The sequence below is a fragment of the Nocardia grenadensis genome (assembly GCF_050942415.1).
Taxonomy (GTDB): domain Bacteria; phylum Actinomycetota; class Actinomycetes; order Mycobacteriales; family Mycobacteriaceae; genus Nocardia; species Nocardia grenadensis.
In genome coordinates this window covers 1,886,542-1,906,827 of sequence record NZ_CP192054.1, presented here as the reverse complement: position 1 = coordinate 1,906,827, position 20,286 = coordinate 1,886,542, and the positions used below count along the sequence as shown (strand labels likewise).

17 protein-coding genes are annotated in these 20,286 nt (G+C 70.4%); 4 read left to right on the top strand and 13 right to left on the bottom strand.

Features of this window, described 5'->3' with window-relative positions; translation table 11 throughout:
* Nucleotides 1-28: 28 nt before the first annotated feature.
* The 13 genes from murC to ACQPYS_RS08535 form a co-directional block, all read right to left on the bottom strand.
* Nucleotides 29-1,525 (bottom strand): UDP-N-acetylmuramate--L-alanine ligase, encoded by a 1,497-nt coding sequence (gene murC / locus ACQPYS_RS08595; protein WP_063036367.1) that lies wholly within the window; start codon nt 1,523-1,525, stop codon nt 29-31.
* A gap of 11 nt (nt 1,526-1,536) precedes the next feature.
* Entirely contained in the window at nt 1,537-2,682 is a 1,146-nt protein-coding gene (gene murG / locus ACQPYS_RS08590) for an undecaprenyldiphospho-muramoylpentapeptide beta-N-acetylglucosaminyltransferase (protein WP_433492244.1), read from the bottom strand.
* A complete protein-coding gene (ftsW, locus tag ACQPYS_RS08585; protein WP_431941543.1) occupies nt 2,679-4,115 on the bottom strand; it encodes a putative lipid II flippase FtsW in 1,437 nt (478 codons plus the stop codon). Before ftsW ends, murG begins: the two co-directional genes overlap by 4 nt.
* Nucleotides 4,112-5,578, bottom strand: a complete 1,467-nt coding sequence (gene murD, locus ACQPYS_RS08580) for a UDP-N-acetylmuramoyl-L-alanine--D-glutamate ligase (RefSeq protein ID WP_433492996.1) — start codon at nt 5,576-5,578, stop codon at nt 4,112-4,114. Before murD ends, ftsW begins: the two co-directional genes overlap by 4 nt.
* Before the next feature lie 49 nt (nt 5,579-5,627).
* Nucleotides 5,628-6,704: a phospho-N-acetylmuramoyl-pentapeptide-transferase gene (gene mraY / locus ACQPYS_RS08575; protein ID WP_030523849.1), complete on the bottom strand. Its 1,077-nt coding sequence runs from the start codon at nt 6,702-6,704 to the stop codon at nt 5,628-5,630.
* The gene (locus tag ACQPYS_RS08570; RefSeq protein ID WP_433492243.1) at nt 6,701-8,254 is read right to left on the bottom strand and encodes a UDP-N-acetylmuramoyl-tripeptide--D-alanyl-D-alanine ligase; all 1,554 of its coding nucleotides are present in this window, start codon (nt 8,252-8,254) and stop codon (nt 6,701-6,703) included. The genes mraY and ACQPYS_RS08570 overlap by 4 nt, the downstream gene beginning before the upstream one ends.
* The gene (locus ACQPYS_RS08565) at nt 8,251-9,867 is read right to left on the bottom strand and encodes a UDP-N-acetylmuramoyl-L-alanyl-D-glutamate--2,6-diaminopimelate ligase (RefSeq protein ID WP_433492242.1); all 1,617 of its coding nucleotides are present in this window, start codon (nt 9,865-9,867) and stop codon (nt 8,251-8,253) included. The genes ACQPYS_RS08570 and ACQPYS_RS08565 overlap by 4 nt, the downstream gene beginning before the upstream one ends.
* 89 nt (nt 9,868-9,956) lie before the next feature.
* Complete coding sequence (locus ACQPYS_RS08560; protein ID WP_157107236.1) at nt 9,957-11,924, bottom strand: peptidoglycan D,D-transpeptidase FtsI family protein; 1,968 nt, start codon at nt 11,922-11,924, stop codon at nt 9,957-9,959.
* Nucleotides 11,921-12,823: a hypothetical protein gene (locus tag ACQPYS_RS08555; RefSeq protein WP_433492241.1), complete on the bottom strand. Its 903-nt coding sequence runs from the start codon at nt 12,821-12,823 to the stop codon at nt 11,921-11,923. The genes ACQPYS_RS08560 and ACQPYS_RS08555 overlap by 4 nt, the downstream gene beginning before the upstream one ends.
* Nucleotides 12,824-13,052: 229 nt before the next feature.
* Nucleotides 13,053-14,030, bottom strand: coding sequence for a 16S rRNA (cytosine(1402)-N(4))-methyltransferase RsmH (gene rsmH, locus ACQPYS_RS08550; RefSeq protein WP_433492240.1), 978 nt, complete (start codon nt 14,028-14,030; stop codon nt 13,053-13,055).
* A gap of 279 nt (nt 14,031-14,309) precedes the next feature.
* The gene (gene mraZ / locus ACQPYS_RS08545) at nt 14,310-14,741 is read right to left on the bottom strand and encodes a division/cell wall cluster transcriptional repressor MraZ (RefSeq protein WP_039823743.1); all 432 of its coding nucleotides are present in this window, start codon (nt 14,739-14,741) and stop codon (nt 14,310-14,312) included.
* 485 nt (nt 14,742-15,226) lie between these two features.
* Nucleotides 15,227-15,658, bottom strand: coding sequence for a DUF3040 domain-containing protein (locus ACQPYS_RS08540; RefSeq protein WP_063036373.1), 432 nt, complete (start codon nt 15,656-15,658; stop codon nt 15,227-15,229).
* Nucleotides 15,659-15,851: 193 nt separating this feature from the next.
* On the bottom strand, nt 15,852-16,244 hold the full coding sequence (locus ACQPYS_RS08535; protein WP_063036374.1) for an SAV_6107 family HEPN domain-containing protein: 393 nt from the start codon (nt 16,242-16,244) through the stop codon (nt 15,852-15,854).
* A gap of 234 nt (nt 16,245-16,478) precedes the next feature.
* On the opposite strand from ACQPYS_RS08535, the gene ACQPYS_RS08530 reads away from it, so the two are divergent.
* From ACQPYS_RS08530 to ACQPYS_RS08515, 4 genes are read left to right on the top strand one after another with little or no spacing between them, the layout of a single operon-like run.
* Nucleotides 16,479-17,096 carry a GNAT family N-acetyltransferase gene (locus tag ACQPYS_RS08530; RefSeq protein ID WP_433492239.1) on the top strand — a complete coding sequence of 206 codons (618 nt, stop codon included), beginning with the start codon at nt 16,479-16,481 and terminating at the stop codon, nt 17,094-17,096.
* The gene (locus ACQPYS_RS08525; RefSeq protein ID WP_431941548.1) at nt 17,093-18,658 is read left to right on the top strand and encodes a phytoene desaturase family protein; all 1,566 of its coding nucleotides are present in this window, start codon (nt 17,093-17,095) and stop codon (nt 18,656-18,658) included. The genes ACQPYS_RS08530 and ACQPYS_RS08525 overlap by 4 nt, the downstream gene beginning before the upstream one ends.
* Nucleotides 18,643-19,485 carry a carotenoid biosynthesis protein gene (locus ACQPYS_RS08520; protein WP_433492238.1) on the top strand — a complete coding sequence of 281 codons (843 nt, stop codon included), beginning with the start codon at nt 18,643-18,645 and terminating at the stop codon, nt 19,483-19,485. Before ACQPYS_RS08525 ends, ACQPYS_RS08520 begins: the two co-directional genes overlap by 16 nt.
* Before the next feature lie 25 nt (nt 19,486-19,510).
* Nucleotides 19,511-20,281: an LppM family (lipo)protein gene (locus ACQPYS_RS08515; RefSeq protein WP_433492237.1), complete on the top strand. Its 771-nt coding sequence runs from the start codon at nt 19,511-19,513 to the stop codon at nt 20,279-20,281.
* Nucleotides 20,282-20,286 lie beyond the last annotated feature (5 nt).

The window sequence follows — 20,286 nt, the reverse complement described above, 5'->3', positions numbered from 1 at the left end:
ATCGTCGCGTTCCGGCCCGCACCCCGCCTCACCGCCCGTACTGCGGACGCGCGCGTAGTCCGTCCAGGACCTGGCTGCCGAGCATGGTGACATCGCCGGCGCCCATGGTGATCACGACATCACCGGGCTGGGCGAGACCCGCGACCTGGCGGCCCACCCGCGACATATCGGGTTGGTAGTGCACGGGTTTGTGCACCGCCTGCGCGACCAGCGCGCCGTTGACCCCGGGCAGTGGCTCTTCACGCGCCCCGTAGACATCGAGCACCACCACTTCGTCGGCCAGATCGAGGGCCGCGCCGAATTCGGCGGCGAAGGTCGCGGTGCGACTGTAGAGATGCGGCTGGAAGACCACGATCACCCGGCCCCGACGGGCCAGCGCGCCGTCGCGCGCCTCCTGTTCCACCAGTTCGGCGGCGGCCCCGAGCACCGCCCGGACCTCGGTGGGATGGTGGGCATAGTCGTCGAAGACCCGCACCCGGTTCTCGCGGCCCACGAACTGGAAGCGGCGGTGGACACCACCGAAACCCTCCAGCCCCTGGATGATCTCGTCCACGTCGGCGCCGGCGGCCCGCGCGGTCAGCAGCGCGGCCAGCGCGTTGAGCGCCATATGCCGGCCGGGCACGGACAACCGCAGGGTGCGCGGGGCGGGTTCGTCGGCGAGCTGGAAGTGAGCGATACCGCCGACATCCCGCGGTTCCCAGCTGTGCAGCCGCACCCCGACCGGAACCGGCGCGTCGGGCAACTCCCCGGTGCCGTACCCGAGGACCCGCACGCCGCGGTCGGCCAGCCGCTGCCCGGTGCGCTCGGCCAGCTCCCGGGCGCCGGGGTCGTCCAGGCACACCACCAGCAGTCCGCCGTCGGCGAGGCGATCGGTGAAATCGTCGAACACCTGCACGTAGGCGGCGTCGGAACCGAAGAAATCCAGGTGGTCGGATTCGATATTGGTGACCACCGCGACATCCGGGTCGTACTGCAGGAGGGAGCCGTCGCTCTCGTCCGCTTCGGCGACGAAGATATCGCCGCTGCCGTGATGGGCGTTGGTGCCCGCCTCGTTGAGTTCACCACCCACCGCGAACGACGGGTCCAGCCCGCAGTGCTGCAGGGAGACGATGAGCATCGACGTGGTGGAGGTTTTCCCGTGCGTCCCCGAGACGAGCAGCGTGCGATGCCCGCTCATCAGCGCCGCCAGCACGGTCGGCCGCAGCAGCACCGGGATCTCGCGGCGGTGCGCCTCCACCAGTTCGGGGTTGGTCTTGGGGATGGCCGCGTAGGTCGTCACCACCACCGTCGGCCCGCCGGGTAGCAGATCCAGCGCACCGGCGTCGTGCCCGATCCGCACCTGGGCGCCCCGGGCCCGCAGGGCGAGGACACCGCGGCTCTCCTTGGCATCGGAGCCGGAGACCTCGCCACCGCGCGACAGCAGGATGCGGGCGATCCCCGACATACCGGCGCCGCCGATACCGACCATATGCACCCGGGCCAACTCCGGCGGCAGCGCGCCGGGACCGGTCTCCGGTGCGGTCATCTGCTCCCCGCTCACCGGCCCGCCGCCCGCAACACGATCCGGGCGACCTCGTCGGCGGCATCGCGATGGCCCGCGCCGGCGGCGGCACGGCCCATCTCGGCTATGCGTGCTGGATCCGTGAGCAGCGGTATCACCTCGTCGATCACATATTTCGGGGACAGTTCGGGGTCGGCAACGATTCTGCCACCACCGGCCGCGACGACGGGCCGGGCATTGAGTTCCTGTTCACCGTTTCCGTGCGGCAGCGGTACGTAGATCGCGGGCAATCCCACCGCCGACACCTCGGCGACGGTCATCGCCCCGGACCGGCAGACCACCGCGTCGGCGGCGGCGTAGGCGAGATCCATCCGCGACAGGTAGGGCACCGCCACATAGGGCGCGGCGGGATCTGCCGATCCGATATCCAGCGTGTTCTTGGGACCGTGGGCGTGCAGGACGGAGATACCGGCCGCGGCCAGTTGCGGGGCCGCGCCCGAGATCGCGTCGTTGAGCGACCGCGCCCCCTGGGAACCGCCGAACACCAGGAGTACCGGACCGGTCGCGGGCAGCCCGAAATGCTCCCGCGCCTGCGCCCGCAGCCCGGCCCGGTCGAGTGAAGTGATCGCGGCCCGTACCGGGATGCCGACGATCTCGGCGTCGAGCCCGGAATCCGGTACCGCGGCCAGTACCCGGGTCGCGCGCCGCGCGCCGACCTTGTTGGCGATACCTGCCATCGCGTTGGCCTCGTGCACCACCACCGGCACCGCGCGCCGCCGCCGCAGGGCCCCGCGGCCCGCGGCGAGATAGGCGGGCAATGCCACATAACCACCGAACCCGACGATCACATCCGCCTCGACCGCGTCGATGATCTCGCGGGTACGGCGTACCGAGGCCCGGACCCGGCCGGGCAGCCGCAGCAGATCCGCACTGGGTTTGCGCGGCAACGGCACCGGCGGGATCAGTTCGAGCGGGTATCCCCGTTCGGGCACCAGGGTCGTTTCCAGTCCGCGCGCGGTGCCGAGCGCGGTCACCCGGATCCCGGGATCCAGTCGCCGCAACGCGTCGGCGACGGCCAGGGCCGGTTCGATATGCCCGGCCGTACCGCCACCGGCGACGATCACCGATATCCCGTCCGTGCGCGATGCCGTGTGCTCGCCTGCGGACTGAGGTGCGCTCACCTGTTTCTTCCCCGTTCTCGTGCGTGTGTCACCGAATAGCTGGGTTCCCAGGCCCGGGTGGCCCGCAGGGTGTCGGTACCGCGGCTGTTGGCGCGCGGCCGGGCCCGCACGGGCTCGTCCCGCGGCTCGGTGCGGACCGGGCGGCGCGCTGGGCCCCGGTCACGGCCGGCCGCGGCGCGGGCCCGCACGGGATGGTAGACCTCTGGTTTCGGCAGTCGCAGCAGGCGACTGACCCGCCCGTCCTGTCCGGCGTGCAGGGCCGCCACCGCCTCGGGTTCGTGCCGGGCCGCGTTGGCGATGATGCCGAACATGAACAGGGTCAGTGCCAGCGACGAACCGCCCGCCGAGACCAGCGGCAACTGCAGTCCGGTGACCGGCAGCAGACCCACCACGTAACCGATGTTGATCAGTGCCTGCCCGGTGATCCAGGTGGTGGCGGTCGCGGTGAGCAGGCGCAGGAAGGGGTCCACCGAGCGGGCGGCGATCCGCAGACCGGCGTAGACGAACAGCGCGAACAGGCCCAGCACGAGCGCGCAGCCCAGGAACCCGAGTTCCTCGCCGATGATGGCAAAGATGAAGTCGTTGTGCGAGTTGGGCAAATAGCTCCATTTGGCCCGGCTCTGCCCGAGCCCTCGACCCCACAGGCCGCCGTCGGCCAGCGAGTACATCGCCTGGCGGGCCTGATAGTTGATGCCCTGGGGGTCGTCGGCGGGATTGAAGAAGGCGCGCATCCGGTCGGAGCGGTAGCCCGCCGAGAGCGCGAGCGCGAGGGCGGCGATGGCGCCCGAGGCGAGGATGGCCACGAACAGTCGCACCGGCAGGCCGCCGAACCACAGCAGCGCCAGCAGGACGATCCCGAGTGCGATGGTGGTGGACAGGTTCGGCTGCAGCACGATCAACAGGCACACCAGCAGGCCGGCCGGAACCAGCGGCACCAGCAGATTCTTCAAACCACCCGGATCGTTGGCCGCCCGCCCCGCGGCGCGCCGCGAGATCAGCAGGTGCGCGCCCCACACCACGAACGTCACCTTCACCAGCTCCGACGGCTGGATCGAGAACAACCCCAGATCGATCCAGCGGCGGGCGCCGTTGACCGTACTGCCGACCCCCGGGATCAATACGAGGACCAGCAGCAGTACCGATATCGCGAAAACCGGGAAGGACAGCTGACGCAGCCGCCGGAACGGTATCCGCAGCGCGAGATAGAACAGCACCGCGCCGACCATCGCGTACATCATCTGTTGTACGAACAGCGAATACGCCGACCCGCCGTCGGCGTAGGACTCCACACTGGAGGCCGACAACACCATCACCAGACCCAGCACGGTGAGCAGGGTGGCGATGGTGACGACCAGATGGAACGAGGCCAGCGGCCGCGCCAGCCAGGCGCCGAATCGGCCCACCTGTACCTGTCGCGTGCCGCGCGGTCTCATAACCGCCGCCCGAGGTCCTCGTCCTTCAGGTCCTCCACCGCACCGGCGAAGCTGCGGCCCCGGTGGGTGTAGTCGGTGAACATGTCCAGCGAGGCCGCCGCGGGCGCGAGCAAGACGGTATCGCCGGGTCCGGCGAACGCCGCCGCCTCCCGCACCGCACGCTCCATCACCGCGTCGGCGATTTCGGTATTGCGGGTCCCGGTGATCGCTTCGTCCATGACTGCCTGCCCCATACCGGCATGATCCCGCGTATCCAACTCGACCACGGGGACTTCCGGCGCGTGTCGCGCCAGCGCGGCCGCGATCACCGGGGCGTCGGCACCGAACAACACGACGGCGACCAGCCGCTCGGCGACCTCCTCCACCAGATCCTCGACACCGGCGCCCTTGAGCTGGCCGCCGGCGATCCAGACGACATGCTGATGGCCCAGGATCGACGACCGCGCGGCATGCGGGTTGGTGGCCTTGGAATCGTCGACGAACTCGACGCCGCCCAGTTCACGCACCAGCGCCGACCGGTGCGGGCCGACCTTGTGCTCGATCAGGCCCTCCCGGACGAACTGCGGCGCCACATCGATGGCCCGGGTCAGCGCGGCCGCGGCCAGGGCGTCGGCGACACCGGCCGGGCCGGGCGGGCTGATCTCCTTGGCCTCGGCCAGGATCGCCGCCTTGGTGAAGGCCCGGTCCAGCAGTTTGCCGTCGACCACGCCGAGCTCACCGTCGGCCGGAACACCGATCCGGAACCCGATCGTGCGGCGCGCCTTCGAGCGGCGGGCCAGGCGGGCGGCCACCGGGTCGTCGAGTCCGACCACCCCGACCCGCCCCAGCAGGGCCCGCGATTTGGCGGCGGCGTAAGCGTCGAGCCCACCGTGCCAGTCCAGATGGTCCTCGGCCACGTTCAGCACCACTCCGGCCTCCGGTCGTACCGACGGCGCCCAGTGCAGCTGGAACGACGACAACTCCACCGCCAGCACCTGCGGTCCCGGATTGCGGCGCAAGGCGTCCAGGATCGGCAGTCCGATATTGCCGCAGGCGACACTGGGGATACCGGCGGCCCGCAGAATGGAATGGGTCATCTGCGTGGTCGTGGTCTTCCCGTTGGTCCCGGTCACCACCAGCCATTTGCGGACCGGACCGTAGATCCGGGCCTGATCGACCCACCACGCGAATTCGACATCGCCCCAGACCGGGATACCCTCGGACACCGCCGAGGCCAGCACCGGGGAGTCCGGCCGCCAGCCCGGACTGGTGATCACCAGCGCGAACCGCGACCAGTCGGTGTTCTCCATTTCGGGCGCGGGCGCGATATCCAGCCCCAGTCCGGCGGCTTCGGCCAGAGCCGCGGCGCCGCTGTCGGTCACCACGGGCCGGGCGCCGATATCGCGCAGCGGCGTGACCAGCGAACGACCCGAAACACCCCAACCGGCGACCAGCACCTCGCGGCCGCGCAGGAATTCCAGCATCGGGCCCGGCGAACGCAGGGCCCTGGGCGTATGTTCCTCCATCGTCAACTCACCCGACCGCGGAGAGATATTCGCTGTAGAACAGGGAGAGTCCAGCGGCCGAGGCCATCGCGGCCAGTAACCAGAACCGGATGATCACCGTGGTCTCCGCCCATTTGCTCAATTCGAAATGGTGGTGGAACGGCGCCATCTTGAACAGCCGGTTGCGAGTGGTCCGGAACACCGCCACCTGCAGCACCACCGACGCCGCCTCGGCGACGAACAGCGCACCGATGACCACCATCAGCAGTTCGGTGCGGGTGGTGATGGACAGCCCGGCGAGCAGCCCGCCCAGGGCCAGCGATCCGGTATCACCCATGAAGATCTTGGCGGGCGCGGCATTCCACCACAGGAATCCGATGCACGCCGCGGTGCCGGCCGCGCAGACCAGGGCCAGATCCAGTGGGTCGCGGACGTTGTAGCAGCCGGTCTCGGGTTTGGTCTCGCACGAGTGGTAGTACTGCCAGAACGTGATGACGACGTAGCCGCCGAGCACCAGGCTCATCGACCCCGCGGCCAGACCGTCCAGGCCGTCGGTGAGGTTCACCGCGTTCGACCAGGCCACCACGATGAGGCAGACGAAGGCCAGGAATACGACCACGCTCATCGAGACGGTGTTGATATCGCGCACGTACGACAGCTGCCGGCTCGCCGGGGACAGTCCGCTGCCACCCGGGAACTGCAGCGCCAGCACACCGAACACCACTGCCGCCGTGATCTGGCCCAGGTATTTGCCCGCGGCCGTGAGCCCGAGATTGCGACCCTTGCGGATCTTGATGAAATCGTCGATGAACCCGACCACGCCCAGCGCGGTGGCCAGGCCCAAGACCAGCAGCGCAGAGGCGGTGGGACCTTCGGCCTCGTAACCGATTCCGATCAGATGGGAGCCGAGATACCCCGCCCACATGCCGATGATGATCGCCACGCCGCCCATGGTGGGAGTACCGCGTTTGGACTGATGGCTGGCCGGTCCGTCGACCCGGATCTCCTGCCCGAAACCCTGCCGGGCGAATATCCGGATCAGTAGCGGCGTCAACAGGATCGACACCGTCAGTGCGATCGCCGCCGCGAACAAGATCTGTCTCATCGCACTGCCTCCGTGCTCACCCCGTCGGCGGCGCCGGCGCCGCCGGATGCCGGTGTGCCGGCACCCGTGTTCTGCTCACCCTCGGCCAGCAGTTGTTCGGCGACCGCCCACAGGCCGACCGATTGCGATGCCTTCACCAGCACCACGTCACCCGCGCCGACTTCGGCGGCGAGCAACTCCACGGCCGCTTCGATATCCGGGACGAGCACCGATTCCTCACCCCATGAGCCTTCCATGACCGCTCCCTGGTGCATGCCCCGGGAGGGTCGTCCGGTCCCGACCACGATGAGCCGGTCCACATCCAAGCGGACCGCGAGGCGGCCGATCCCGTCGTGTTCCACCACCGACTCCGGGCCGAGTTCGGCCATTTCGCCGAGGACGGCCCAGCTCCGCCGGGGGGTGTCGCCTGTCCGGGCCATGGTGACCAGCGCTTTGAGCGCGGCCCGCATGGAATCCGGGTTGGCGTTGTAGGAGTCGTTGATCACCGTGACCCCGGCGGCGCTGGTGCGTACGTCCATACGACGCGCCGACGCCGCGCGGGCGTCGGTGAGCGCGGGGACGAGGGTGTCGAGGTCGGCGCCGCACTCCAGGGCCACCGCGGCGGCCGACAGCGCGTTACCGACCTGGTGTTCCCCGTGCACGGCCAGGGTGACCGGACGGGCGCCGAGCGGGGTGTGCAGGGTGAACGACGCCCTGGCCTGCTCGTCCAGAGTGATTGCGCCGGCCCGGATCTGCGCGCCGGCGGCGTGCCCGACAGTTACCACGCGGGCCGCCGTACGCGCGGCCATCGCGCTGACTTTCGGATCGTCGGCGTTCAGCACGGCCAGACCGGTTTCGGGCAGCGCCTCCACGAGTTCACCTTTGGTCTGCGCGATCGCCTCGCGGCTACCGAATTCGCCTAGATGCGCCGTACCCACATTGAGGACCACCCCGATACTCGGGGGCGCCACCCGGGCCAGCGCGGCGATATGCCCGGGCCCGCGCGCCGACATCTCCAGTACCAGGAACCGGGTGTCCGGACCGGCACGCAGGGCGGTCCAGGGATGCCCGAGTTCGTTGTTGAAGGAGCCGGGTGGGGCCACCACCGGTCCCAGCGGTGCGAGCACCGCCGCCAGCAAGTCCTTGGTGGAGGTCTTACCCGAGGATCCGGTGACGCCGACCACGGTCAGCCCCCCGGCCGCGACCAGCCGCGACACGCTCTCCCGGGCCAGCGCGGCCAGCGCGGTCAGCACCGCGGCGCCGGCGCCGGTCGAATCATGGCTCAGCGCGAGCGCGCTCGACGGCACCGATCCCGGCGCGGGGGGCACGACGATGGCCGGCACGCCGACCGGGCGGGCGGCCAGTACGGCAACCGCACCGGCCTCGATCGCGGCGGCCGCGTAGTCGTGGCCGTCGACGCGCTCGCCCGGGAGCGCCAGGAAGATATCGCCGGGACCGATTCGGCGCGAATCGAATTCGACCGACCCGGTCACCCTCACCTCCGGGTCACCGACGTCGTGCAGCGTTGCGCCCACGACCTCGGCGATATCCCGCAGTGTCATTTCGATCATGAAACTGTCAAGTCCTCCGCGCCCGTCGACCACGAACCGTTGTCCGCGCCCCCGGAACTGTGTCCCAATGCCGAATCGATCGCCGCCGCGAGTACCTCGCGGTCGTCGAACGGATACTTCACCCCGTTGATCTCCTGCCCTGCTTCGTGGCCCTTGCCGGCCACCAGCACCACATCGCCGGGGTGCGCCCAACCGACCGCGGCCGCGATGGCCGCGGCCCGGTCACCGATATCACGGACCTCGCCACGCTGCTCGTCGGCGACACTCTGCGCGCCCGCGATAAGCGACGCGCGGATCGCCGCCGGATCCTCGGTCCGTGGGTTGTCGTCGGTGACGATGAGCAGATCCGCGCCGCGGGCCGCGGCCGCGCCCATCGGGCCGCGTTTACCGGTGTCCCGGTCGCCGCCGGCGCCGACCACCACCGCCAACCGGCCCCGGCTGCCCGCCGTGGCCAGGTGGGTGCGCATCGTGGCGATCACCGATTCCACGGCGGCGGGTTTGTGGGCGTAGTCCACCAGGGCCAGGAACTCCTGCCCGCGTTCCACCCGCTGCATCCGGCCGGGTACATCCACCGTGGCCAGCGCGGGCGCGGCGGTCCCCGGCGCCACTCCGGCGGCCGCGCACACCGCGACCGCGAGCAGACCGTTGGCGACGTTGTAGTCACCGGGCAGGCGCAGCCGCACCGGCGTCTCGCCATCCGGTCCGGCCGCGGTGAACTCCTGTTCCCCGCCGTGGGCGCGGGCGGGACCGGCCAGCGACCAGTCCGCCGGTCCGCTGGTCGCCACCCGGATCGGCGCGTCGAGGCCGTCGGCGAGGCGGCGGCCCCAGGCGTCGTCCACACACACCACGGCGGTACGAGCGGCGACCGGGGACTCCGGTTCGAACAGCCGGCGCTTGGCGGCGAAATAGTCCTCGAAATCGGCGTGGAAGTCCAGATGGTCCTGCGACAGGTTGGTGAACGCGCCGACCGCGAACCGCACCCCGTCCACCCGGCCCAGGGTCAGGGCGTGGCTGGAGACCTCCATCACCACCGCGTCCACACCCTGTTCCACCATCAGCGCGAACATGGCGTGCAATTGCGGCGCCTCGGGCGTGGTGAGCGCGCTCGGGACTCGGCGGCCCCCGATTCTGGTCTCGATGGTGCCGATCAGGGCGGTGGACAGACCCCCGGCGGCCAGTCCGGCCTCCACCAGATAGGACGAAGTGGTCTTACCGGAGGTACCGGTGATCCCGATGATCCGTAACCGCTCCGACGGATGACCGTAGATCGCCGCGGACAACTCGCCGAGGACGGCGCGCGGGTTCTTCCGCACCAGGACCGGCACCGGCAGGTCACCGGCCAGTTCCGCCCCGGCGGCGTCGGTGAGTACGGCGACCGCGCCGCGGGCCACCGCGTCCGCGGCGAACCGGGCGCCGTGCGCCCGGGAGCCGGGTAACGCCGTGAACAGATCACCGGGTAGAACCGCGTCGGAGCGCTGTTCTATCCCGGTGACGGATAGGTCGGTGGCGACCGGTGGCCGAAGTTCGGCGTCGATCAGATCCAGCAGGTCGGGCAGCGGTGTCGACAGCGGCCGGGCCGGCCGCAGCGAGGGCTGGCTGGACTGCGCGGGCACAGGATTCCTCTCTGCATGATGAAGCGCGGATACGACGACGAGTCAGGTTACCGACGCCGGGTCACGGTCGGGTAAGCCGGTTCGCCGAATCACGACGCCTGCAGGACGAACTGCCGTTCCGGCTCGCTCGACGGCGGAATCCGATCCCGCTGCAGTGCCCAGGAGGCGATGTCGTGGAACAGCGGTGCGGCCGACTGCCCGCCGCTGCCGTCGGAACTGCGCACCGGCGCGTCGAGCATCAGTCCGATGACATAGCGCGGGTTGTCCGCGGGTGCGATACCGGCGAAGGTGATCCAGTACGAGGAGCTCGAATAACACCCGCAGTTCGGGTCGACCTGCTGCGCCGTCCCGGTCTTCCCGGCGATCCGGTAGCCGTCGACCGCGGCGGCGGCGCCGGTCCCCATCTGCACTCCGGTCGGATCGTTCTGCACCACCGATTGGAACATGGTGCGTAGTGTGCGCGCGGTGTCGGGGCTCACCACGCGCACGCCGTCGGGCGCCGGTTCCTCGGTGCGGGTCCCGTCGGGGGCGACGGTGGCGCGCACGATACGCGGCGGCATCCGGAGCCCGTCGTTGGCGATGGCCTGGTACATACCGGTCATCTGCAGGGTGGTCATCGAAAGGCCCTGCCCGATGGGCAGGTTCGCGAACGTACCACCGGACCACTGGTCCCGGGCGGGCAGCAGGCCGGAACTCTCCCCGGGCAGCCCGACCTCGGTGCGCCGGCCCAGCCCGAAGCGTTCGAGCATATCGGCGAACCGGTCCTCGCCGACCCGCTGCGCCAGCATCAGGGTGCCCACATTGGAGGACTTACCGAAGATCCCGGTCGTGGTGTAGGGGGCCACACCGTGTTCCCAGGCGTCACCGACGGTCACTCCGGACATATCGATGCGGCCGGGCACCTGATGCACCTCGTCCGGCGTGGTGAGGCCGTATTCGACGGCCGCGGCCGCGGTCACCACCTTGTTGACCGATCCGGGTTCGAAGGGCTGGGTCACCGACGGGTTGTCCAGCCCGGCCGGATCCCAGTGCTGCGGACCGAGCGCCGGATTGAATGTGTTGTCGTTGGCCATGGCCAGCACCTGGCCGGTCTTGGCGTCCAGCACCACCGCGGAGGCCGATTTCGCGCCCGAGCGGTCCTTGGCCTGCTGCACCTGCTGTTGCACATGGTTCTGCAGGTAGGAGTCCAGGGTGAGTTCGACATTGTTGCCGTCGACGGCGGGCTGACGGTCACGGAGACTGCCGGGGATCACGGCCCCGTCGGAGCCTCGGTCATAGGTGTAGGAGCCGTCGGTGCCGGCGAGCGCCGAATCCAGCGAGGCCTCCAGCCCGACCCGGCCGTGGCCGTCCCAGCCGGTGGCCCCGACGATATTGGCCGCCAGCGAACCCCCCGGGTATTCGCGCAGGTCCTGGCGTTCGGTACCGACCTCGGGGAACTTCGCGGTGATCTCGTCGGCCTTCCGCGGGTCGACGTTGCGGGCCAGGTACACAAAGGTCTGGTCACTGCGCAGTTTCTCCAGCAGATCGGATTCCTTGGGCCCTTCGTCACCGAGGATCCGATGGATGGTCCCGGCGATATCCTCGAGCCGCCGATCCGGGTCGGGCGCCGAATCGTCCTTCGCCCGGGCGTCGGCGAGATCCTTGCGCACCCGGACGGGCTGGAAGTTCAGCGACTGGGCGGTGATGGTGAAGGCCAGGGATTTGCCGTTGCGGTCGGTGACGGTGCCGCGGGTGGCGGGAAGATCCTGGTAGGCCGTGCGCTGCCCGGCCGCCTGCGCCGACAGCGTGGGCGCGGCGATGGTCTGGATCCACAGCAGTTGCAGGGCCACCACGGTCAGTGCCACCAGCATGATCAACCGGCCCACGCCGAGCCGGATCCGCACCGGCCCGTTCGGCGCGGATCGCCCACCCGGACGCGACCGCCCGGGTGGCTGCCGGGACCGCCCGGGCGTGGACCGGGCGACCTCGGCGGATCGCTTCTTCGATTTTCCGCGATCGGTCGCGGCCCGGGATCTCGGCGCGGAATCGCGCCCACGCCCCGACCCGCGCCGGTTCATCGGATCTCCTCACCCGCCGTAACGGGCGGCAGCGGCGCGACCGAGGTGGGTTCGACAGCGCCGGGCGTATCCGCCGGCGCCGGGGACGCGTCCTCGACCGGAACGGACGCTTCGGCCGGAGCAGCACCCTCGACCGGCGGTTCCGCGCCATCGGCCGGGGCGGCACCCTCGACCGGCGGCACCGCGCCATCGGCCGGGGCGGCACCCTCGACCGGCGGCACCGCGCCATCGGCCGGGGCGGCAGCGCCCGGGACGTCCTCGCCCGGCCGCGGCACGGGCGTCGGATCGGTCTCCGGGGCCGCGAGCACACCGCCCGAGCCCGGCGCGGCCGAGTCCGATCGCGGCAGCGTCGGAACCGGCACGATCCGTTCGCCCGGATCCCCACCGGAGCGCGGAGCTCCGCCGCGGGGTGCGTTCAGCGGCGGGGCCGGCGGCCCCTGGGCGGGTTTCGGTTCGCCCACCACGGTGACCGTTCCATCGGGGGCGACGACCAGTCGCGCCGGATCCACTGCCGGGATCATGCCCAGTTCCCGGGCACGAGTGGCGAGTTCGGGCGCCGAATCGGCGGCGGCGACCTCCCGTTGCAAGGCCGCGCGTTCGTCGGAGAGCACCCGGTTGGCCTCACGCGCGTCGCTGAGCTGGTAGCTGTCCTCGGCGGCACGGGTGGTCAGTACCAGCGTGAGCGCGAGACCACAGCCGAACATGGCCAGAATGGCGGCGACGAACGGTCCGCGACCCGCCAGTTCCGACCGCGGCGCGACCGCCGGCGCCGTACCGGACGGCCCGGTGCGCTGCCGCCGCCGGGCGTAGGCCCGCTGCGCGGCACCGGATTTCACCCGCTCCGCGTCGTGTACCCGCCGAGCCGGCCGCCCGGTCTCGGTACGTGTGCTCACGCTCATACCTGACACCCCCGTATCGGTGTGATGGCCCGCGGTTCCGGCCCGCGTACGCCTGTGCTGTGGTCCGTAATGCCCAGCCGGTGCTCCCCTGACACCACGATTTCGCGGACACCACTGTGATATCCGCATCCGGCACCCACACCGTCGTACCGCAGTCGCGCCACGCGGACAAGCGAATTCGCTGCTCCGCGGGCCACCGCTGCGGCGTGGCCGGTGCCGGTGCCCGGTGTCATCCCGCCTCCTGCACGATCTTCTCGGCGGCGCGCATCCGGACCGGCGCGGCGCGGGGATTCTCCTCGATCTCGGCGGGGCCGGCCTGTTCGGCGCCCCGGGTCAGCATGCGGAACTCCGGCCCCATACCCGGGAGTTCGACCGGAAGCCCCACCGGTGTGCGGGATTTCGCGCGCTCGGCCAGCTCGTGCTTGACCACCCGGTCCTCGAGCGACTGATAGGACATGACCACGATCCGGCCGCCCGGGCGCAAGGCCGCCAGCGCGGCCGGAAGCGCCGCACGCAGCGAATCCAGTTCGCCGTTCACCTCCACCCGCAGTGCCTGGAAGGTGCGCTTGGCCGGATGCCCGCCGGTCCGGCGGGCCGGCGCGGGGATGGTGTCGTAGAGCAGGCTCACCAGTTCGGCACTGGTACGCAGCGGCTGCCGGACGCGGCGTCGCACGATCTCGGCGGCGATCCGGTTCGCGAACCGTTCCTCGCCGTAGACCCTCAGCACCCGGGCGATCTCGCCCTGGCTGTAGGTGTTGAGCACATCCGCGGCGGTTGGGCCGGTGGTCGCGTCCATCCGCATATCCAGCGGAGCGTCCACGGAGTAGGCGAAACCTCGCTCCGCCTCGTCCAGCTGCATGGACGAGACCCCGAGATCCATCAGGATGCCGCTGACCGAACCGGTGGCCGGCAGACCGGCCTCCGCGAGTGCGGCGGCGATCCCGTCGTACCGGGTGTGTACCAGGGTGATTCGGTCGGCGTAGGGCCGGAGACGGTCGGTGGTGAGCTCGAGCGCGCGGGTATCGCGGTCGAGGCCTACGAGCCGGAGGTCGGCGTGGGTGCGCAGGAAGTACTCGGCATGACCGCCGAGCCCCAGCGTCGCATCGAGGTAGACGGCGGTCGGGCCGCCGAGTACCGGATCGAGCAATTCGGCGGCGCGGGTGAGCAGAACAGGGACGTGTCGCGTGCCGTGCTGCTCACGGTTCAAATCGGCCTCCCGGATCCGTGCCTCGCTCCGTGACGACCCGATTCGGGTCGCATCCACACCTCAGGTGGGTGCGGATCACCGGCGCCGAAGCGGGCGAACAATTGATTGCGCGAGATGCGGCCGCGCCACCGTTCGATCCGGCGCGTCCACGGGGTGAGCGACAGAAGGAAATCGGTGACGTGACGAATGCCGCGGGGTCTCTGACCGAAGCGGCACCTGGCGTCGGGGAAGTACGTCAGGGTCCGCGTCCGGGCAGAGGCCGCGTGGCACTCGCGCGGGCTAGAAGATTCCGCCCAGTGCCTCGTCTCTCGCTTGTGCGTAGTCCTCCTCGTGCTCGGCGAGGTAGGTCTCCCACGCCTGCTTGTCCCATATCTCCAGGAAGTCGACCGAACCGATGACCGTACAGTCGCGGGTGAGGTTGGCGTACCGGCGATGTTCGGCCGACAACACGATCCGACCCTGCGAGTCGAGCCGCTGCTCGTCCGTGCCCGCTGCCAGCGCCCGGACGAAAGCCCGCGCCTGCGGGTTGCTCCGGGATGCCGACGCGGCGCGCCGGGCGAGCGCACTGAACTCGTCCTTCGGATAGACGGCAAGGCTGTGGTCCTGTCCTTTGGTGACCATCAACCCTCCCGCCAGATCGTCTCGAAACTTTGCGGGCAACGTGAGTCGCCCTTTGTCGTCCAGACGAGGTGTGTAAGTACCGAGAAACAACCCGATACCTCCTACCGGACCACCTCGAATGGTGTTGACCGGCTACGCCGGTCGAGTGCCTCACGGCCTCTCCTGTAGTGCGCGCTCCACATTACCCCACTTTCCCCCACTTTCAATCGAAACACGGGGTGATGTGCCTCCCCGGCCGTTCGATTTCGCAGGTCACCCCAGCTATCACCGGCCGAGCGAACATTTCGCAGGCCCTGCCTCCCTGCGCGCGTCCCCGGCCACCGACTCCGGCGGACCCCGTCAACTTCCAGCAAACCCACTGTTCACGCCTGTGCGGCCGGAGCAGTGGGGCGCGGTGGAGGAACACGGTGGGGGGAGATGGGAAAAGGTGGCCCCCGGCACGTAGCGCCGGGCCGCGGGCACCCGGGCATCCCGCGAGCGAACGGTCCGGCGCATACACGGACAGCGGTGCCGCACCGGGATGGGTGCGGCACCGCTGTCCGTCGATTACCGGGTCGGCGCGAACGCCGGGTCGCCTACTCCTCGAACCTTCGGCGGAAACGATCCTCCATGCGCTCGGTGAATCCACCGGAACGACGCGGACGCCCACGCCCGCCGGCTGCCCGCTCCGATGATCCGGTACCGCCGGAATCGCTCGATGTACCGCTGCCGCGGTCGGGCGTGGCGCCCTTGGCGCCGCCGAGCAGGAGCAGCACTCCGGCACCGAACATGACGATGAACCCGATCAGACTGATGATCGGAAAGCCGCCGGGTCGCACCGGAAGGGCGACGCCCGCGACGAGTAGGACGAGGCCGAGTACGAACAAGGCCGCGGCCTGGAGTCGACGGCGACTCGAGGTTGTACGAAGACGTCCACCACGGACGGACGACGCGAACTTCGGGTCCTCAGCATAGAGCGCGCTCTCGATCTGTTCGAGCATGCGCTGCTCGTGCTCGGAGAGTGGCACGGTACCTCCCCCGGCACTAGGTCGTGGCTGTCGCCTCCGGGTAGGCGACAGATAACCCCTTGGCGGCTATCTGTCATCAATGATACGAGTTCGCCAAGAGTGGTACCACCATATGGGTGCAGCCGAACGAAGTTCGTCGCCGGATCGAATCCGGCGACGGCCGAATCCAGAGGTCCGGGGGCGGCGGCGGTTCCTATCGGAGCGAGTCGTCTCCGTCACCGGCGGCGCGCAGCCGGGCGGCCGGGGCGATGAGATCCTCGACGTCGTGCAGGAAGGCGGCCACCCGCGAGGAGAACTCGTCGGCCGCCGGATCGTCGATCGCCCGGGGCAGCCCGGCCTCCAGCGCCGCCCGGGTCGCGGAATGGCCGCTGAAATAATCCGCCCACATCACGAATTCGGGCGCGGCGCGCTGCAACATCACCCACGCGTTACGGGAGCGGGCCCGCGGCGCGGTATCGGCGCCGGTGAGCGCCAGCACCGCGCCGGCCCCGCGCAGGGCCGCCAGATAGGCCCCGCGGAAACGTTCCCGCGGATCCCGCTCCCCCGCCGCTTCCATGAGCAGCCCGTCGGCGCGCCGCAAGAGCATCCCCGCCCGTCCCGGTTGCACCGGGTGCACGCTTCGATCCGACATAGCCGTCCCTCCGTATCTCGCCTGTCACCCCCGCGGCGGTCCACCGGTATGGCAGGCTGAGCGTGCACCGCGGGGGCGAACAAGTTTTCGAACGTTTGGCTCGAGCTTGAATATAGAGACGACCACCGACATGTTCGTGCGCCGAAACCCGCCGCCCTGCCGACCGCGAAAGAGCCCACCGATATCGCAATGACAGCCGTCAAGTCGAACCACCTTCCCGTCCCGGTCGTCGTCGACCTCTCGGTAGCCGCGCTGCGCGCCCGGTTGCACGACGCACTGGCGGTCTATGTCGCAGCCATGGACTATCCACACGGCACCGAGCACCATCGGGCACCGATGTGGACCGAGCACACCCACCGCGCGGGCTGGCACGCGGCCGCCGCGGTGGTACCCGAGGACAACGGCGAATTCGATCTACGCCATTCCCCGCTCGTCGCCATCGCCTACGGCTATCGGGGCGGCCCCCATCAGTGGTGGCAGCAGCAGGTACACGCGGGGATGCGCCGCTCCGGGTGGCCGGAGCCGGCCGCGGCGCAGTTGCTCGGCGACTATTTCGAACTCACCGAGCTCCACGTGCACCCGAGTGCGCAGGGCCGCGGTATCGGTGCGACCCTGCTCCAACAGTTGCTGCGCGACCGGCCCGAGCGGTCCGTGCTGCTGTCCACCCCGGAGGTCGGCGAGGAGGACAACCGGGCCTGGCGCCTCTACCGGCGGATGGGTTTCCGCGACGTCCTGCGTGATTTCGTGTTCGCGGGCGACAACCGCCGCTTCGGGATCCTCGGCCGGTCGCTGCCGCTGCTGCCATGACTGTGATGATCATCGGTTCCGGCCACAACGCGCTGGTGGCGGCCTGTTATCTGGCGCGGGAGGGCCGCCGGGTCCACGTCCTGGAAAGCGATACGGTCCTGGGCGGGGCCGTATCGACCGTGGAGCGTTTCCCCGGCCATCGGGTCGATCGGGGCTCCTCGGCGCATCTGATGGTCCGGCACACCGGGATCATCGAGGAACTCGAGCTGGAGCGCTTCGGGCTGCGGTACCTCGACTGCGATCCCTGGGCCTTCGCCCCGGCCTGCCCGGAGACCGGAGCGCCGCCGATCGTGTTCCACCGCGATCCGGAGCGGACCTGCGCGTCGGTGGCCGCCGCCTGTGGCGACCGCGACGCCGCGGCCTACCGGCGCTTCGTGGACGTCTGGGCGCCGCGGGCCCGGCGGGTGATGCGTTCGTTCGGCGGCGCGCCCACCGGGGGCCGGCTGCTGCGGTCGTTCTGGGGGCTGGACGCCCGCGACGGCGGCAGCGCGCTGTCCCGGGAGTTCCTGCAGTCCGGTGACGCGCTACTGGACACCTGGTTCGACGACGAGCGACTGAAGGCGGCACTGGCGTGGTTCGGGGCGCAGTCGGGGCCGCCCATGTCCGAACCCGGCACGGCACCGATGGTGGCGTTCGCGGCGCTCATGCACACGCTGCCGCCCGGCCGGGCGGTGGGCGGCAGCGGTGCGCTCACCGAGGCACTGGTGGCCCGGCTGCGCGGCGACGGCGGCGAGGTCACGGCCGGTGACGCGGTCACCGCCCTGACCCGCCGGGTCGACGGCTGGCGGGTCCGCACCGCGGCCGGACGCGAATATACCGCCGATACGGTGATCGCGGGCACCCATATCCTCACCACACTGGAACTCTTACGCGCGGGCGGCTTCGATCCGGAACCGCTCCGACGGTGGCAGCGGCGGATTCGGGTGGGCCCCGGAATCGGCATGGTGGTGCGGGCCGCGACCAGCGATATCCCTCGATACCCGGGTGCGACACCCGCCGAATCGGCGACCGGACTGCAATTGCTGGTCTCGGATCGGCGCCGGCTGGCGCTGGCGCACGGCAGTGCGCTGGGCGGCCGGTTACCGCCCCGGCCCGTCGTACTCGCCATGAGTTTCAGCGCATTGGACCCGAGTATCGCACCCGCCGGGCAGCATCAGCTCTCGCTGTGGTCGCAGTGGCACCCCTACCGGCTCGACGAGGACGGCGGATGGGCCCGGCACGCCGAATCCGAAGCGGACCGGATCATCGGCGAACTGGATCGGTACGCGCCCGGGTTCGCGGACTCGGTGCTGGACCGGCATATCCAGACGCCGGTGGACCTGGAGCGCGAGATGGGGCTACGCGGCGGCAATGTTATGCATGTGGAGATGAGTCTGGACCAGATGATGCTGTGGCGGCCGCTGCCGGAACTGTCCGGGCAGCGGGTGCCCGGCGCGCCCGGGCTCTACCTGACCGGTGCGTCGACCCATCCCGGCGGCGGCGTGTCCGGTGCCAGCGGGCGTACCGCCGCGCGCCTGGTACTGCGCGACAGTCGCGGGATCCGCCGGTGGGTACGCCGCTAGCCGGTCCGGCGGCCGGGCGGTGGCAGGACCTCCTGCCCGCCGGTTTGCTCGTCGTGCTGGTCGGCACCCAGATCGCCTACCCGCTGACCACTGGTCCGGCCCGTGACGCGGTGACGGTGGCCGTGGTCCTGCTGACCGCCGGTACGGCCCTGCTGCACGCGGCGGTGACGCGCGGGATCGGCTACGCGGCCGGATTCCTGGTGATCGTCTCCGGAGTCGGCCTGGTCGCCGAGGCGGTGGGCACGGCGACCGGGATACCGTTCGGCGCCTACGACTACGCGGACGGACGGATCGGACCACAACTGTTCGACGTTCCGCTGGTGGTCCCGCTCGCGTGGACCGGCGGGCTGTATCCGATCTGGGTGGTCACGGGCCTGCTGTGCCCGCGACCGGCGGCGCGGATCGGCGCGACTGCGGTGGGCGCGGTGGGCTGGGATCTGTTCCTGGATCCCCAGATGGTGGCCGACGGTCAGTGGCATTGGCAGAACACCGATTCGGGGCTGCCCGGCCTGGCTGCCGTCCCGTACACCAACTATCTCGGCTGGCTGGCGGTGGCGGCGGTGATGGCCGCGGCACTCACTTTCTGGGAGCGAACCGCGCGCGGAGTCGAACGGCCCGCGGTCCCGATCCTGATGTTCCTGTGGACCTGGCTCGGCTCCGCGCTGGCCCACGCCGTGTTTCTCGGCCTGCCGTATTCGGCCGGCTACGGGAGCGTCGTCCTCGGGTTTCTCGGGGTTCCGCTGCTGGTCCGGCTGGTACGCGACGCCACCGGACGCGGGGCCGGGCACGATCGGCGAACCGTCGGGCCCGTCGCATGGCGTCGGTGAGTTCCGGCCTGGCACCATGTCATCCGTGCCTCCGAGTCCCGTTACCGCGAAACCCGGCTCCCCGGTCCCCGCTCCGCGCTCGCGCCGCCCGCTGCGCGCGCGGATAGCCGCCGTCCTCGTCCTGGCCGCCCTGCTCACCCCGGCGCTGGCCGGCTGCCTGCGCGTCCAGGCCTCGATGGGTCTGTCGTCCAACGACCGGGTGTCCGGCCGGATCGTGGCCGCGGTCGTCCCGGAGAACAGTGACGACAAGGGTCCGCAGCTCACCGCCCCCGATGCCCTGGCGGCCAAGGTGCGTATCGAGCCGTACAACCAGGACGGCTACATCGGCAGCGAGGTGTACTTCGACGATCTCAACTTCGGCGAAGTGGAACAGCTGTCGCAGCTCTCGGAGCAGACACAGGGCCTGTTCGACCTGAAGTTCCAGCGCAACGGCGACCTGGTGAGCCTCAACGGCCGGGTGGACCTGGAGACCCTGGCCCCGCACGGCTCCGATGTGCAGCTGAGTGTGGCGTTCCCGGCCCGGGTCGCCAAGACCAACGGTAATCGCGAGGGCGATTCGGTGGTCTCGTGGAAACTGCCCGCCGGCGAGGTCAGTACCGTCCGCGCCGAGGTCGGTTACGCCGATCCGAACACGCGGTCCTTCGCGGGCTGGGCCGGCATCGTCGGCGGTATCACCCTCGCGGTCGCGGCCGTGGTCATCGCCCTCGCCTTTGTGGACCGCAATCCGCCCCGACCGGGCGCGCCGGCCGGTTTCTCCTTGCGACGCTGGTGGGACGAGGTCAAATCCAACGCGTGAGACCG